Here is a 15,302-nt window from a genome sequence, read left to right on the forward strand (position 1 = left end):
TGGGGGTCGCCGCACAGCTCGATGCGGCCGGTAGAAGGGACTGGGGGACGTTTCTGCACGTCAAGAAGTTCGGCGGCGCGATCCACCGGAGAACACGCGCTGTAGGAGGATGAAGACGAAGAGCAGCAGACCAATGAAGATCCTGGTCCACCAGGAGCTGAGCGTGCCCTCGAAGCTGATGATCGTCTGAATCAGCCCCAGCACGAGCACGCCGAGCACGGTGCCGAGTAGGAAGCCGCTCCCGCCGGTCAGCAGCGTACCGCCGATGACGACCGCGGCAATCGCGTCCAGCTCCATGCCCACGGCGCTCAGTCCGTAGCCCGACAGCGAGTAGAAGGCGAACAGCAGGCCGCCGAGGGCCGAGCAGAAGCCGCTGATCGTGTAGACCGCGATCTTCGTACGGGCCACCGGGAGACCCATGAGCAGAGCCGACTGCTCGCTGCCGCCGGTCGCGTAGACGTTGCGGCCGAGCCGGGTGTAGTGCAGCACGTACGCCGCGATCAGCACGACCACCACCGCGATCACCGCGCTCGGGGAGACCGACAGGTCGCCGCCGAGGTTGATCCGCGTCTGGGCGATGTCGGTGAACGTCGGGTTCTCGATCGGGATCGACTCGGTGCTGATCGTGTAGCACAGGCCACGGGCCAGGAACATCCCGGCCAGCGTGACGATGAACGGCTGGATCTCGAAGTAGTGGATGATGGCGCCCATGGCCAGGCCCAGCACCGCGCCGATCACCAGCACCAGGGCCATGACCGCGTACGCCGGCCAGCCGTCCTTCAGCAGGCTGGCGCTCAACATCGTGGCGAGCGCGACCACCGAACCGACCGACAGGTCGATGCCGCCGGTGAGGATCACGAACGTCATGCCGACCGCGACGACCAGCAGGAACGCGTTGTCGATGAAGACGTTGAGGATGATCTGCCCGGTGGCGAAGTTCTCGTAGCGGATGCCGCCCGCCACGAACATGGCCACGAACAGGCCCGCGGTCACCATGACGGGGATGTACTTCGACGGGACCGTACGGCGGAGGTCCAGCAGACCGGTGACGCTCGTCATGCCGAGACCCTCACCTTCTCTTCGGCCGACGGGCGCGCCGCCATCGGGCGCCTGCGGCGGTGGAACACCTTCCCGCGGAAGGCCGGGGACTGAATCAGGCAGACGATCGTCACCACGAGCGCCTTGAACAGCAGCGTCGTCTCCGGCGGAACGCCGATCGAATAGATCGTGGTGGTCAGCGTCTGGATGATGAGGGCGCCCAGCACCGTGCCGCTCAGCGAGAACCGGCCGCCGGACAGCGGGGTGCCGCCGATGACGACGGCGAGGATCGCGTCCAGCTCGATCCACAGACCGGCGTTGTTGCCGTCGGCGCTGGAGACGTTCGAGCTGATCATGAGGCCGGCGATGCCGGCGCACAGCCCGCAGAACGCGTACACCGTCATGAGCACGCCGCGGGCGCTGATGCCGGCCAGGCGGCTCGCCTCGGCGTTGCCGCCGACCGACTCGATGAGCAGGCCGAGCGCCAGGCGCCGGGTGAGGAACGCGGTGAGCGCGAGCACGACCGCCACGATGATGATCCCGAACGGCAGCGTCAGCCAGTAGCCGCCGCCGATCAGCTTGTACGGCGAGCTGTTGACCGTGGTGATCTGGCCGTCGGTGATGAGCTGGGCCAGGCCGCGCCCGGCGACCATCAGGATCAGCGTCGCGATGATCGGCTGGATGCCGATGCCCGCGACGAGGAAGCCGTTCCACGCGCCGAGGACCACCGACAGCACCAGCGCGAGGCCCACGGCCCCGAGCACGCCGCCCACCGAGTTCTGGTCGGACAGGCCGCTGATGCGCAGGCAGGCCAGCGCGCCGGCGATCGCCACGACCGAGCCGACCGACAGGTCGATGCCGCTGGTGGCGATGACCAGCGTCATGCCGAGCGACACCAGGATCAGCGGCGCGCCGAACCGGACGATGTCGATCAGGCTGCCGTAGAGGTGCCCCTCCTTCATCTGGATCCTGAAGAAGTTGTCCGTGAAGAAGAGGTTCAGTGCCAGCAGCGCGACCAGGATGACCAGAGGCCAGAACAGGCGATGCTTCAGGATCCGGCTCATGATCGAGCTCCGCTCGCGATCGTCTCCGTCAGTTTGTCGGTGGTCAGCCGCTCGTCATTGTCCAGTTCCGCGACGAGCCGGCGGTCGCGCAGCACCCCGACCTTGTGGCTGAGCCGCAGCACCTCCTCCAGCTCGGCGGAGATGAACAGCACTGCCATCCCGCCGTCCGACAGCTCGGCGACGAGCCGCTGGATCTCGGCCTTGGCGCCGACGTCGATGCCGCGGGTGGGCTCGTCGAGGATGAGCAGGCGGGGCTCCAGGATGAGCCAGCGGGCCAGCAGCACCTTCTGCTGGTTGCCGCCGCTGAGGTTCCTGATGAGCTGGTCGGGGTTGGCCGGGCGGATGTTCAGCGCGGAGATGTACTTGTCGACCAGTTCGTCCTGCTTGCGCCGGGGGATCGGCCTGGTCCAGCCGCGGGAGGCCTGCAGGGCGAGGATGAGGTTCTCCCGGACCGTCAGGTCGGGGATCAGCCCCTCCGCCCGCCGGTTCTCCGAGCAGAAGGCCAGCTTCCGGGAGACCGCGGATCGGGGCGTGCGCAGGCTGACCTGCTCGCCGCCGATCTTCAGCGATCCGGTGCCGGCGTGGTCGGCCCCGAACAGCAGCCGGGCGATCTCCGTGCGGCCCGAGCCGAGCAGCCCGGCCAGGCCGACGACCTCACCCTCGCGGATGGTGAGCGTGAACGGCTGGATGGCGCCGGCCCGGCCCAGCTCCTCGGCCTGGACCAGCGGCGCACCCTCGCCGGCCGGCGGGCGTTCCTCCAGCTTCTCGAGGTCGGCCAGCTCGCGGCCGATCATCTTGCCGATCAGATCGACCTGGCTCAGCTCGCTGGTGAGGTACTCCCCCACGAGCGTGCCGTTGCGCAGGATCGTCATCCGGTCGGAGATCTCGTAGATCTGGTCGAGGAAGTGCGAGACGAACAGGATCGCGATGCCCTGCTCCTTGAGCCTGCGCATCACCGTGAAGAGCTGGGCGACCTCCCCGGCGTCCAGGCTGGAGGTGGGCTCGTCGAGGATGAGAACCTTCGCGTCGATGTCGACCGCCCGCGCGATCGCGACCATCTGCTGGAGCGCCAGCGAGTACGACGACAGGGGCGCCGACACGTCGATGTCGAGGTCGAGCCGGGCGAGGAGCTCCTCGGCCCTGCGGCGCATCGCCTTCCACTGGATACGGCCGAGCCGGCGGGGCTCACGTCCGATGAAGATGTTCTCCGCCACCGACAGGTTCGTGCAGAGGTTGACCTCCTGGTAGACGGTGCTGATGCCCGCCTGCTGCGCGGCGAGGGGGCTGGAGAAGGCGACCGGTCGGCCCTCCAGCTCGATCTCGCCGGCGTCGATGTCGTAGACGCCGGTGAGCACCTTGATCAAGGTGGACTTGCCGGCGCCGTTCTCCCCCATCAGCGCGTGAACCTCGCCCGGCAGCAGCCGGAAGTCGACGCCGTCCAGTGCCTTCACGCCGGGGAACTGCTTGCCGATCCCGCTCATCCGCAGGATCGGCGCGGGTGCGGCCATGCGGCGCCCCTCTCATCCTCGTAACTCGTCGTCGCGGGTGAGGCCGCCCCCGTTACGGGGGCGGCCAGGAACCGATCAGTACTTGCGGTTGGGCAGGGCCTCCTTGGCCTGCTCCTGGGTGAAGGTGGTCTCCTCGGTGACCACGCGCTGGGGCACCTGCTCGCCCTTGACGACCTTCTTGGCGAGGTCCATGAGCTGGGTGCCGAGCAGCGGGGAGCACTCGACGATGTAGTTGATCTTGCCGTCGGCGAGGGCCTGCATGCCGTCGTGGACCGCGTCAACCGTGATGATCTTGATGTCCTTGCCCGGGACCTTGCCCGCGCCCTCGATCGCCTCGATGGCGCCGAGGCCCATGTCGTCGTTGTGCGCGTACAGCACGTCGATCTTGGGGTTGGACTTCAGGAAGGCCTCCATGACCTCCTTGCCCTTGGCGCGGGTGAAGTCGCCGCTCTGCGAGGCGATGACCTTGAACTTCGGGTCGGCCGAGATGACCTGCTGGAAGCCGGCCTTACGGTCGTTGGCGGGCGCGGAGCCGGTGGTGCCCTCCAGCTGGACGATGTTCACGTCGTCCTTGCTGTCCTTGTACTGGTCGACCAGCCACTGACCGGCCTTCTTGCCCTCCTCGACGAAGTCGGAGCCGAGGAAGGTCTTGTACAGGCTGGTGTCCTTGGAGTCCACGGCCCGGTCGGTGAGGATGACCGGGATCTTCGCGTTCTGCGCCTCCTTGAGGACGGTGTCCCAGCCCGACTCCACGACCGGCGAGAAGGCGATCACGTCGACCTTCTGCTGGATGTAGGAGCGGATGGCCTTGATCTGGTTCTCCTGCTTCTGCTGCGCGTCGGAGAACTTCAGCTCGACGCCGGCCGCCTTGGCCGACTCCTGAATGTCCTTGGTGTTGGCGGTGCGCCAGCCGCTTTCCGCGCCGACCTGGGCGAAGCCCATGACGAGCTTTCCGTCGTCGGCGCCACCGCCGGACGAACCGCCGCTGCCGCCGCTGTCACTGCTGCTGCAACCGGCCATCGTCAGGGCCGTGGCACCGGCCAGGATCAGTGCCGAGATCCTCTTCAACACTGGGGGGATCCTTTCTACCTGTTAGCGCTAACACCTACGGCGCAGCGCTGATCATCGAATGTGATTCCGTGCGGCTAGCGCGCGGCTGTGCTTCCCCTGAGCACGAACTGGGGAGGCACGACGAGACGCTCATGAGGCAGCCCCTCGCCCGACTCGATCTGCCGGAGCAGCACGTCGATGCTGCGCCTGCCTACGGCCCCGAAGTCCTGTCTGATGGTGGTGAGCGGCGGGGAGAAGAACTCCGACTCAGGGATGTCGTCGAAGCCCACGATGCTGATCTGCTCAGGGACCTTCACCCCCTCCTCCGTGAACGCGCGCAGGAGGCCGAGCGCCATCTGATCGTTGGCGACGAACACCGCGGTGACGTCGCCGGCCATGGCGGCGAGCTCCTTGCCGGCCCGGTAGCCCGATCGGGGGCTCCAGTCACCGGTCAGCATGCCGGGAACGGGCCGCCCCGCGGCGGTCAGAACCGCGCGCCAGCCCTCGATCCGGCCCTCGGCCTCCAGCCAGTCCGCCGGGCCGCTGATGTGCCAGACGGTCTCATGCCCCAGCTCGAGAAGGTGCGAGGTCGCCAGCCTGGCGCCCTCGACCTGGTCGACGCTGACCGCGGAGACGTCGCCCTGGTGCCAGCCCTCGACGGCCACGGCGGGCATGCCCGCCGGCAGGTCGTCGAGCGCCCGGGCCGCCGACCGCTGCGGGGCGACGACGACTATGCCGTCCACGCCCTGCTCGGCGAGGTAGCCGATCGCGTCGTTCACGCCGGCCCTGTCGATGGTCCGCAGGCTCACGATGCTCACGAAGTAGCCCGCGTCTCTCGCCGCCTGCTCGATTCCGTATACCGTGCTTGCCGGGCCGTACAGCGTCGTGTCGAAGCTGACCACGCCCAGCGTGCGCGAGTGCTTGGTGACCAGAGCCCGGGCGACGAGGTTGCGGCGGTAACCGAGCTGGTCGATGGCCCGCATGACCCGGGTGCGGGTCTCGGCGCGGACGTTCGGATGGTCGTTGAGCACCCGCGAGACCGTCTGGTGCGACACTCCGGCCAGCCTGGCCACGTCGGCCATGACGGGCGGGCGGCGGTCGACGTTGGGTCCCACTGGCGCTCCTCTCAACTGCTTGGGAAGACTGTGAGCGTTAACACGACCCCCCGTCAAGGTGGTGGCCGATTACGGTCCGGTCACACCGAAACATCGCGTTAACGCCCTATTGACGGACATGCCGCACGGCCTTTAACTGGTGGCCGAATCCAGCTTGTTAGCGCTCACTTCGCGACCATCCCGTGATGTTAGCGCTAACAGAAACCGGAGGAGCCCCCCAAATGAGCAGAAAGGCCTGGTCACTGGCCTTATCGGCGGCCATGGTGAGCGGTGTGGTGGGCGGCATGCTCTCCACCACGCCGGCTCAGGCCGAAACCGCCGACCCGATCCCCGCCGGCGCGTCCGTCGACCAGTTCGACGCCGCCGCGCTCGGTCCCGACTGGCAGGTCCTCAACCCCGACAACACCCAGTGGTCCCTCGGCGAGCAGCCCGGCAGCCTGCGGATCCACTCGTTGAAGGGCGACACCTACCAGACCGACAACTCGGCCAAGAACATCTTCCTCATGGACGTCCCCGCCGGGGACTTCGAGGTCGTCACGAAGTTCAGCGCCCCGGTCGCGCTCGACTACCAGAGCGCCGGCGTCTTCGCCTGGCAGGACTGGGACAACTACGTCCGCGCCGGTCTCGCGCACGTCGGCTCGTCCGGGGGCAACGTCATCGAGACCGACACCGAAGTGAAGGCGGCGTTCACCGCGGCCTTCGCGAGCCGCTCCGGATCCACGGGCGAGATCCTCAAGCTGACGAGGTCGGGCGACGAGTTCACCTCGTCCTACTGGGACGGCTCCGCCTGGGTGCAGGCGTCCAAGGTCACCGCCGCGCTGGACGTCAAGCAGGTCGGCCTGTTCGCGCTGTCCGCGCAGAACGGCACGCCGATCGCGGCCGACTTCGACTACTTCGCGGTCAAGGCGGCCGAGGGCAGGACGATCGTCCCGTCCGGCCCGTTCACGCTGCGCGCGGCCGGCTCCGCGCCCTACCTGTCGGCCGCCAAGGACGGGCAGGTGGTCGCCTCCGACGCCCCGGGCATGACGAGCCTCGCGGTCACCGCCGAGGACAGGGGCGACGGCACGGTCGCGCTCAAGGACCTGGACGGCAAGGGCTACCTGGGGGTCGCCGACGACTCCACGCTGCGCCTCGGCTCGACGACTGGAGCGTTCCAGCTCCACGACGCCGGCGGAGGCAAGGTGTACCTGTCGGCCGGGGACAGGCGAGTCGCGGTCAGCGACGGCAGACTCGTCGCCACAGGCCAGAACACAACGGCCCAGGACATAACAACGCAGGGGACGAAGTTCCAGGTCGAGGGGTACGCCAAGGACGTCGGCGAGCTCAAGGTGGACACCACCGCCGCCGGCACCAAGGTCAGCCCCAACCTGTACGGCATCTTCTACGAGGACATCAACCACGCGGCCGACGGCGGCCTGTACGCCGAGCTCGTGCAGAACCGGTCCTTCGAGTTCAACTCGGTGGACAACCGGAACTACAACGGCCTGACCGCGTGGACCAAGGTCGGGCGCGGCGGCGCGGCCGGGACGGCCGCGGTGTCCGGCGACCAGCCGCTGAACAGCGACAACCGCAACTTCCTGCGGCTGGACATCACCAGCCCGGGCACCGGTTTCGGCGTGAGCAACGCCGGCTTCAACAAGGGCGTCGCGGTCCAGGCCGGCAAGACCTACGACCTGTCGCTGTTCGCCCGGCGCACCAGCGGCGGCCCGATCACCGCGTCCATCGAGAGCGCCGACGGCTCCAAGGTGTACGGCACCGCCACGATCGACGCCCAGTCGGCCGACTGGAAGAAGTACACCGCGACGATCACCGCGAGCGAGACCACCGACGCGGCGCGCCTGGTCGTGCTGGCCGGCGGCAGCGGCCGGGCCGACCTCGACATGATCTCGCTGTTCCCCGAGGACACCTTCAAGGGCCGTCAGAACGGCATGCGCAAGGACATCGCCGAGACGATCGCCGCGCTCAAGCCGCGCTTCCTGCGCTTCCCCGGCGGCTGCGTGACCAACGTCGGCACCTACGACCCGTACTCGCTCAACCAGGACCGGCGCCGCATCTACCAGTGGAAGGAGACGATCGGCCCGGTCGAGGAGCGGCCGACCAACTTCAACTTCTGGGGCTACAACCAGACGTACGGCATCGGCTACTACGAGTACTTCCAGTTCGCCGAGGACATCGGCGCCGAGCCGCTGCCGGTGCTGTCGGTGGGCGTCAACGGCTGCAACGAGAACCGGCCGCTGACCGACGAGGCCAAGCTCCAGCGGTGGGTCCAGGACACGCTCGACCTCATCGAGTTCGCCAACGGCCCGGCCGACTCCACCTGGGGTTCCAAGCGGGCCGCCATGGGCCACCCCAAGCCGTTCGACCTGAAGTACATCGGCCTCGGCAACGAGGAGATCTACACCGAGTTCTTCACGAACTTCCCCAAGTTCGCGAGCGCGATCCGGGCCGAGTACCCGAACATCGAGATCCTCTCGAACGCCGGCCAGACGTCCCAGGGCAGCTGGTTCGATCGCATGTGGCAGTTCGCGCGTGACCAGAAGGCCGACCTGGTCGACGAGCACTACTACAACGACCCGAGCTGGTTCCTGGCCAACAACCACCGCTACGACACCTACGACCGCAGCGGCCCGCACGTGTTCGTCGGCGAGTACGCCTCGAAGGGCAACACGTACTGGAACGCGCTGACCGAGGCGTCGTACCTGACCGGCATCGAGCGCAACTCCGACGTCGTCGAGCTGGCGTCGTACGCGCCGCTGCTGTCCAACGTCGACTACGTCAACTGGACGCCGGACCTCATCTGGTTCGACAACGACCAGGTGTACGGCTCGCCCAGCTACTACGTGCAGCGCCTGTTCTCCCGCAACGTGGGCGACACCGTGCTGCCGAGCACGTACAAGGCGAGCCCGCTGCCGGTGGACGACATCAAGGGCGCCATCGGCCTCGGCTCCTGGAGCACCCAGGTCCGCTACGACGACGTCAAGGTGACCGGGGCCGACGGCACGGTCCTGTTCGGCGACGACTTCTCGAACGGCACGGGCAAGTGGACTCCCGGCCAGGGAACATGGGCGGTGCAGGACGGCGCGTACGTCCAGACGGCCAACGTGACCGACGCCCGCTCCACGGCCGGCTCGACGGACTGGTCCAACTACACGTTGGAGGTCACGGCACGCAAGACCGGCGGCGCCGAGGGCTTCCTGGTGATGTTCGGCGCGAAGGACACCGGCAACTTCTACTGGTGGAACATCGGCGGCTGGAACAACACCCAGTCGGCCGTCGAGAAGGCGACGAACGGCGCCAAGTCGTCGATCGCGACGTCGAGCACCACGGTCCAGACCGGTCGCGACTACAAAATCAAGATCCAGGTCTCCGGTCGCCACATCACCACGTGGCTGGACGGCCAGAAGATCAACGACTTCACCGACAACGCCGCCGTCGAGCCGCTCTACCAGGTGGTCTCGAAGGACAGCGACACCGGCGACGTGGTGATCAAGGCCGTCAACGTCCAGGACACCGCCGTGCGCAGCACGGTCGACCTCGGCACCGCCGCGATCGCGCCGAAGGCCCTCGTCACCTCGCTGACCGGTGACCCGGCCGCCGTGAACTCGCTCACCGAGCCCACGAAGATCTCTCCGGTCGAGCGGGAGGTGAGCGGATTCTCCTCCGCCTTCACCTACGACTTCCCGGCCCACTCGGTGACGTTCATCCGCCTCGGCAAGGACACCCGGGCCGGCACCACCGTCACCGCCCACGCGTCGCCCGAGCAGGTGAAGCAGGGCAAGAAGGTCCAGGTCCACTACAGCGTGGACCCGGAGGGCGCGACCGGTGAGGTGACCGTGTCCGAGGGCGCGACGATCCTCGGCGACGGGACGCTCAACCCCGGCGGCCAGGGCAAGACCGAGCTCGGTCTCGACCTGCCGGCCGGCACGCACGAGCTCACCGTCTCCTACTCCGGCGACGCCCGCTTCCGGCCGTCGGCCACCACGGTGACGCTGGAGGTGAAGCCGTAACAAACGGCCGTCCGGGGTGCGCCATCGCCCCGGGCGGCTCCTCGCGAGCGGCGGCAGGCGTGGACACGCCTGCCGCCGGCGGGGCGGAAGCTTTTCAGGGGCTGACGCCGGTGCTCTCCCTCACCACGAGTTCGGGCTCCACCATGCGCCTGGCCTCGCCTTCCACCCCGGCGATGCGGTCGAGCAGGAGCTGGAACGCCTGCCGGCCGACCTCGCCGAAGTTCTGCCGTACGGTGGTCAGGGGCGGCCAGAAGTAGGCCGCCTCGGGGACGTCGTCGAACCCGACGACGCTCACGTCCTCGGGGACCCGCCGGCCCGCCTCCCGCAGGGCTCGCAGCACGCCCATCGCCATGTGGTCGTTGGCCACGAAGATCGCCGTCACGTCGGGCTCGCGGGCGAGCCGCTTGCCGATCTCGTAGCCGGAGTGGGCGGTCCAGTCGCCGACCAGCGGCTCGGGGACCTCCCTGCCCTCCGCCTCCAGCACCGACCGCCAGCCGGCCACCCGGCCGCTCGCGTCGATCCAGTTGGGCGGGCCCGACAGGTGCCAGACGGTGCGGTGACCGAGACTGAGCAGGTGGCGGGTGGCGCGGGCGGCGCCGGCGTACTGGTCCACCGCCGCCACCGGCACCGGCAGATCGGTTCCTCCGCCGACGTCGACCGCCGGGAGGCCCGGGGGAAGGTGCCGGAGCCCCTCGGCGGCCGACTCGTGGGGCGCGACGACGATGACGCCGTCCACCGACTGGGACCGCAGGCGGTCGATTCCCCTGGCGATCCAGGTGCGGTTGAGCGCGGGCAGGCTGGCGATGCTGACCAGGTAGTCGCTGTCCCTGGCGGCCTGCTCGATGCCGAACAACGTGGAGGCCGGGCCGTACAGGGTGGTGTCGAAGCAGACGACCCCCAGCACCCCCGAGCGGCCGGTCACCAGGACCCGCGCCGCCGAATTGGGCCGGTAGTCGAGCTCGCGGACCGCCGCGAGAACGCGCGCCCGGGTCTCCGGGCGCACCTTCTCCGGAGCGTTCAGCACTCTCGACACCGTCATCGCCGACACTCCTGCCAGCTCCGCGACGTCCTCCATGACCGCCGCCTTCGGGCGTTCGGTCGGGCTCTCTCCAGGCCGGACCTTCGTCATCCGCCGCGCCCCGCTCATTCTGATCAGGTTCCCGAGTGTTTGCGATAACAGCAAGCCGTGTCAATACCGTGGTGACCACCGTCGCGTCACGAGCCCCGCGAGGAACGTTCCGCCTGGTAACCGCGTACGCGCACTGCCCCCAGATCATGGTATCGCTAACAGGTACTCCGGCCCCTGAGTTAGCGTGGGACGCCCCGAAGTTCCCCCCTGGCGAGCCAGGCGAGGGCGCACAGAAGCACGATCGCCCCGCCCACCTGCACGGCGGACAGGCGCTCCCCCAGCAGCACGACGCCGATGACGGCGGCGACCAGCGGTTCGAGCAGGGAGAGGACCGCCGCCGTGGTGCCGCCGACGACGCGCAGCCCCGCGAAGAACAGTCCGTACGCGAGCGCCGTCGGCACGGCCGCCAGGTAGCCGAGCAGCAGCACGTTGGTCACGGTGTGCCCGGCGGGCAGCAGCCCTCCGGCGGCGGCGAGTGGGAGCAGGCAGGCCGCGCCCCCGGCGAACCCCCATACGGCCACGCCGTCGGCGGGCATCCGGCGGGTCGTGAGGGTGACGAGGGAGTAGGCCGCCGCCGACAGCAGCGAGTAGCCGGCGCCCGCCGGAGTGACCGTCTGCGCGCCTCCCGTGAGCATGGCCAGACCGGCGACGGCGAGCGCCGCGCATCCGAGGCCGGTACGGCCCAGCGGCTCGCCCAGGAAGATCCGGCCACCGGCCGCCACCAGGAGCGGAGCGGCGCCCATCGTGATCATCGTGGCGACCGCGACCCCGGCCTCGGCGATGGCCGCGAAGTAGGCCGCCTGGCACACCGCCATCGCCGGGCCGACGAGCAGCACCGCCCGCCAGGAGGGGCGGCTGCGGGCGACGGCGAGCAGGAGCGCCGCGCCGCAGGCGAAGCGCCAGAACGACACGGCGACGGGACTCAACTGTCCCGCGCCGTGCAGCAGCGCCCCCGCCGCGCCCCCGGTTCCCCAGGCGACCGCGGCGGTGGACACGTAGACGAGACCCTGCCGTACGGACAGGGCTGGAGCATGGTTCATCGATGTCTCTCCAGTGAGGTGGGCCCGATTGCCGCAGGCGGGCAGGGGCCACCGGCCGGGCCGCCCAGGCCCGGCTCACCGGATGGCGCCGCCCGCTAGCGAGCGGGCGGCGGAGAGACGATCAATGTCACGCGGGCACCGTAACGTGTCCGCGCGTTCGGCCGCATCACCATTTAGGCACTTTCGGGGGTGCCGGTGCGCGCGGCGGGAGCCGGAAGGCTTAGTCTTGCATCGTGGCAGCCCGAGGCGAGGTCAGGTCGCCTCGGGCTGTCCGCTTCAGGAAGCCGAGGATGCGCGACCAGGCGTCGGCACAGGACTCGGCCAGCTCCGGGCGGCCCAGCTCGAAGAAGCTGTGCGGCGCTCCCGGATAGGTGACGAACTCGTGCGCCACCCCCGCGCCTTCCAGCGCCTCGCCGAACGCGCTCACCACCTCGGGGGAGATGCCCTCGTCCGCGCCGCCGAACAATCCCAGGATCGGTCCGCGCAGCTCGCCCGCCATCTGGGTGGGGCCGGGGTTGCCGAACAGCACGTCCGGATATCCGTACAGGCCGATGGTGCCGGCGAGCCCGAAGGCCGGCCGGGCCGTCATGAACGCGAGCCTGCCGCCGAAGCAGAAGCCGAGGGAGACGATTTCCTCGTCGCTTTCGGCCCGCAGATGTGCGGCGCCGGCGGCGATGTCGGCGAACAGCCCGTCCTTGTGCGCCTTGCCCAGGTGCTCCATGAAGGGGAAATCGTCGGTCCGCGGGCCGGTCCCGGCCGTACGCCCGAAATAGTCGATGGCGAGCGCGATGTGCCCCTGCTCGGCGAGCCGTTCTGTGAGGCGTTCGTAGAATCCCGACAAGCCCCGGTTGTCCGGCAGGATGAGCACCGCAGGACCGGACGCGCGGCCGGGGCGGGCCAGATGAGCCGCGAAGTCCGCGCCGTCGGCCGAGGTCAGCACGAGGCGTTCGGACGCGACGGTCGTGATCGGAGAACCGTAGACGGGCGGCACGGCATCGGGCTCGTAGCACACGGGCGACATCCCTTTCGGTTGATTCAACGAGATACGCCCGAGAGGCTACAACACGGTTTTTCCATCATATCAGTGCTAAATAAATTTCCGATCACTCGAATATAACGAATAGGCCCGTCTCTCGATTCACGAGAGACGGGCCTATTCGTGTGGTGCCTGATCAGATCACCGGACCGGGCGTGTCGCGCGGCGGCACCGGGCCGGTGCCGGGGGCGGGACCCGTGCCGGGAGCGGGCGGGATCGGGCCGGTGCCGGGCGGCGGCAGCGGCGTCTCGCGCGGATACTCGGGGTTCACGGTCCGGGGCGGCATCGGCTCGTCGATGTCGTAACCCGTGCCGAAGCCGCCGGTGCCCGTGCCGCCCTGCTGGTGCGGGCCGGGGACCTCACCGCGCCAGCCGCCGGTCTCGCCGCCGCGCGACTCGATGAACGTCTTGAAACGCTCCAGGTCGCCCTTGACGCGCATGCGGACGATCTGCAGGGCGTCCGCCGCCTTCTCCAGGAAGCCCTCGGGGTCGTACTCCATCTGCAGCGTGACCCGGGTCGTGTTGTCGTCGATCCGGTGGAAGGTGACGACGCCGGCCTGCCGCGGCGTGTCCACCGAGCGCCAGGCCACCCTCTCATCGGGGTGCTGCTCGGTGATCTCCGCCTCGAACTCGCGGCGGACGCCCGCGATCTCGACGACCCAGTCGGTGCGCGTGTCACCGATCTGCTTGACCGACTCCACGCCCTCCATGAACTCCGGGAAGCTCTCGAACTGCGTCCACTGGTTGTACGCGGTGCGGATCGGGACATTCACATCGACGGACTGTTCGATCGAGCTCATGCCTTCTCCTTCTCTCGTGGGTTTCTGCACTACGCCTGCCCCGAGAGAAGGGCGTAAACCCAGGTGCGCGGCCTCAGCGGGTGGCCGACCTGCGGCGCTCGTCTCCCCGGCCCGCACCGTGCCGTCCGGCCGGGCGGGCCAGGCGCGGCCGGGCCGCCTTGTCCCCGTCGCCCGACCGCGCACGCCGCGCCTTCTCGGCCGACCGGCGCGCCCGTCCCGCGACGAGGTCGCGCACGCCCCGCGAGACGTGGTCGTCCCGCCGCCCACCGGGCACGGACGACGTCTCGTCTTCCAGGGTGCGGTCGGCCGCCGCGTACCAGCCGGTCACCACCTGTACGGCGAGCGCGGCGAACAGCAGCCCGAACGGCAGCACCCACCCGCCGCTCACCTGGTGGAGCAGGCCGAACGTGATCGGTCCTGCGCCCGCGATGAGATACCCGGTGCTCTGCCCGAAGGCCGACAGCGCGGCGGTGCCCGCCGCCGTGCGGGTCCGCATGGCCAACAGCGCCAGCGCGAGCGGGAACGTGCCCCCGCCGACGGCCACGAGGATCGACCACGCCCACAGCGCCTGCCCGGTGAGCAGGCCCGCGAAGCCGGCCGTGTAGAGGACGGCGAAGGCGATCACCAGCGGGCGCTGTCCGGACAGCCGGGCCGCCAGGGCGGGCACCGCCATGGAGACGGGGATCCCGAGCCCGGTGAACACGGCGAGGACCAGGCCGGCCTGGCCGGCGGTGTAGCCGTTGTCCCGCAGCAGCAGCGGCAGCCAGCCGAACATCACGTACGCGATGAGCGACTGCGAGCCGAAGTATCCGGCCACGGCCCAGGCGAGCCTGCTGCGCAGGAGGCCGTCGGCTCCGGCCCTCGCGGATGTGTCGCGCCGCTCCGGCTCACCGCGCCTGAGCGCGAGCCACGGAATCGCGGCCACGGCGGCCAGGGCCGCCCACACCCCGAGTGCCACATGCCAGTTGCCTCCCGCGGCCTGCTGCACGGGAACGGTCGCGGCGGCGGCGACCATCGTCCCGGCCGCGAGCGCCGTCGAGTAGACGGTGGTCATCGCACCCGCCCGCCGGGGGAAGTGCCTCTTGATCAGCGCGGGGATGACGACGTTGCCGACCGCGCCGCCCGCCAGTGCGACCGCGCTCGCGGCCATGAACGGCACGGCCGAGTCGACGAGGGAGCGCGCGGCCTGCCCCGCCGCGAGCAGGACGATCGCGCCCAGCAGCAGCCGGTGCTCCCCCATCCTGCGGGACATGGCCGGCGTCAGGGCGCCGAACAGGGCGAAGCTCATCACCGGCAGCGTGGTGAGGAGCCCCGTCATCGCCCCCGACAGGCCCAATCCCGCGCTGACCTGGTCGAGGACGGTCCCCACGCTGGTGACCGCGGTGCGCAGGTTCAACGCGGCGAGGGCGATGCCCCCGGCGATCAACCACGCCATCGATCCGCCTTGTGCTCTCCATGGTGCCCGGAGCACGCCCCTCCGCGTCACGACGGCACTCATCGCCGCAACATCTCCCCT

General features: G+C 69.5%; 11 protein-coding genes. 1 reads left to right on the plus strand and 10 read right to left on the minus strand.

Features of this window, described 5'->3' with window-relative positions; all coding sequences use genetic code 11:
• Nucleotides 1-60: 60 nt before the first annotated feature.
• The 5 genes from yjfF to HHX35_RS33565 all read right to left on the minus strand — a co-directional run bounded on the left by yjfF (nt 61) and on the right by HHX35_RS33565 (nt 5,742).
• Nucleotides 61-1,059 carry a galactofuranose ABC transporter, permease protein YjfF gene (yjfF, locus tag HHX35_RS33545; protein WP_182902667.1) on the minus strand — a complete coding sequence of 333 codons (999 nt, stop codon included), beginning with the start codon at nt 1,057-1,059 and terminating at the stop codon, nt 61-63.
• On the minus strand, nt 1,056-2,102 hold the full coding sequence (locus HHX35_RS33550) for an ABC transporter permease (RefSeq protein WP_182902668.1): 1,047 nt from the start codon (nt 2,100-2,102) through the stop codon (nt 1,056-1,058). Before HHX35_RS33550 ends, yjfF begins: the two co-directional genes overlap by 4 nt.
• A complete protein-coding gene (locus HHX35_RS33555) occupies nt 2,099-3,610 on the minus strand; it encodes a sugar ABC transporter ATP-binding protein (RefSeq protein ID WP_182902669.1) in 1,512 nt (503 codons plus the stop codon). The genes HHX35_RS33550 and HHX35_RS33555 overlap by 4 nt, the downstream gene beginning before the upstream one ends.
• Nucleotides 3,611-3,685: 75 nt before the next feature.
• A complete protein-coding gene (locus tag HHX35_RS33560) occupies nt 3,686-4,681 on the minus strand; it encodes an ABC transporter substrate-binding protein (protein WP_285780904.1) in 996 nt (331 codons plus the stop codon).
• Nucleotides 4,682-4,755: 74 nt separating this feature from the next.
• Complete coding sequence (locus tag HHX35_RS33565; protein ID WP_182902703.1) at nt 4,756-5,742, minus strand: LacI family DNA-binding transcriptional regulator; 987 nt, start codon at nt 5,740-5,742, stop codon at nt 4,756-4,758.
• Nucleotides 5,743-5,996: 254 nt separating this feature from the next.
• Here HHX35_RS33565 and HHX35_RS33570 point away from each other — a divergent pair, with 254 nt between their 5' ends.
• Entirely contained in the window at nt 5,997-9,782 is a 3,786-nt protein-coding gene (locus HHX35_RS33570; RefSeq protein ID WP_182902670.1) for an alpha-L-arabinofuranosidase C-terminal domain-containing protein, read from the plus strand.
• A gap of 94 nt (nt 9,783-9,876) precedes the next feature.
• Here the strand turns inward: HHX35_RS33570 and HHX35_RS33575 are convergent, their stop codons facing one another.
• From HHX35_RS33575 to HHX35_RS33595, 5 genes are all read right to left on the minus strand, one after another.
• A complete protein-coding gene (locus HHX35_RS33575) occupies nt 9,877-10,929 on the minus strand; it encodes a LacI family DNA-binding transcriptional regulator (RefSeq protein ID WP_396781332.1) in 1,053 nt (350 codons plus the stop codon).
• Nucleotides 10,930-11,090: 161 nt separating this feature from the next.
• Nucleotides 11,091-11,951: a DMT family transporter gene (locus HHX35_RS33580; protein WP_182902671.1), complete on the minus strand. Its 861-nt coding sequence runs from the start codon at nt 11,949-11,951 to the stop codon at nt 11,091-11,093.
• 220 nt (nt 11,952-12,171) lie between these two features.
• The gene (locus HHX35_RS33585; RefSeq protein WP_310739482.1) at nt 12,172-12,963 is read right to left on the minus strand and encodes a dienelactone hydrolase family protein; all 792 of its coding nucleotides are present in this window, start codon (nt 12,961-12,963) and stop codon (nt 12,172-12,174) included.
• Nucleotides 12,964-13,123: 160 nt separating this feature from the next.
• Nucleotides 13,124-13,786 carry an SRPBCC family protein gene (locus HHX35_RS33590; protein WP_182902673.1) on the minus strand — a complete coding sequence of 221 codons (663 nt, stop codon included), beginning with the start codon at nt 13,784-13,786 and terminating at the stop codon, nt 13,124-13,126.
• A 73-nt stretch (nt 13,787-13,859) separates the two neighbouring features.
• Nucleotides 13,860-15,221 carry an MFS transporter gene (locus HHX35_RS33595; protein WP_259405639.1) on the minus strand — a complete coding sequence of 454 codons (1,362 nt, stop codon included), beginning with the start codon at nt 15,219-15,221 and terminating at the stop codon, nt 13,860-13,862.
• Nucleotides 15,222-15,302: the final 81 nt, after the last annotated feature.

It is taken from the genome of Microbispora sp. H10830, from assembly GCF_014161375.1.
GTDB classification, from domain to species: Bacteria; Actinomycetota; Actinomycetes; order Streptosporangiales; family Streptosporangiaceae; genus Microbispora; species Microbispora catharanthi.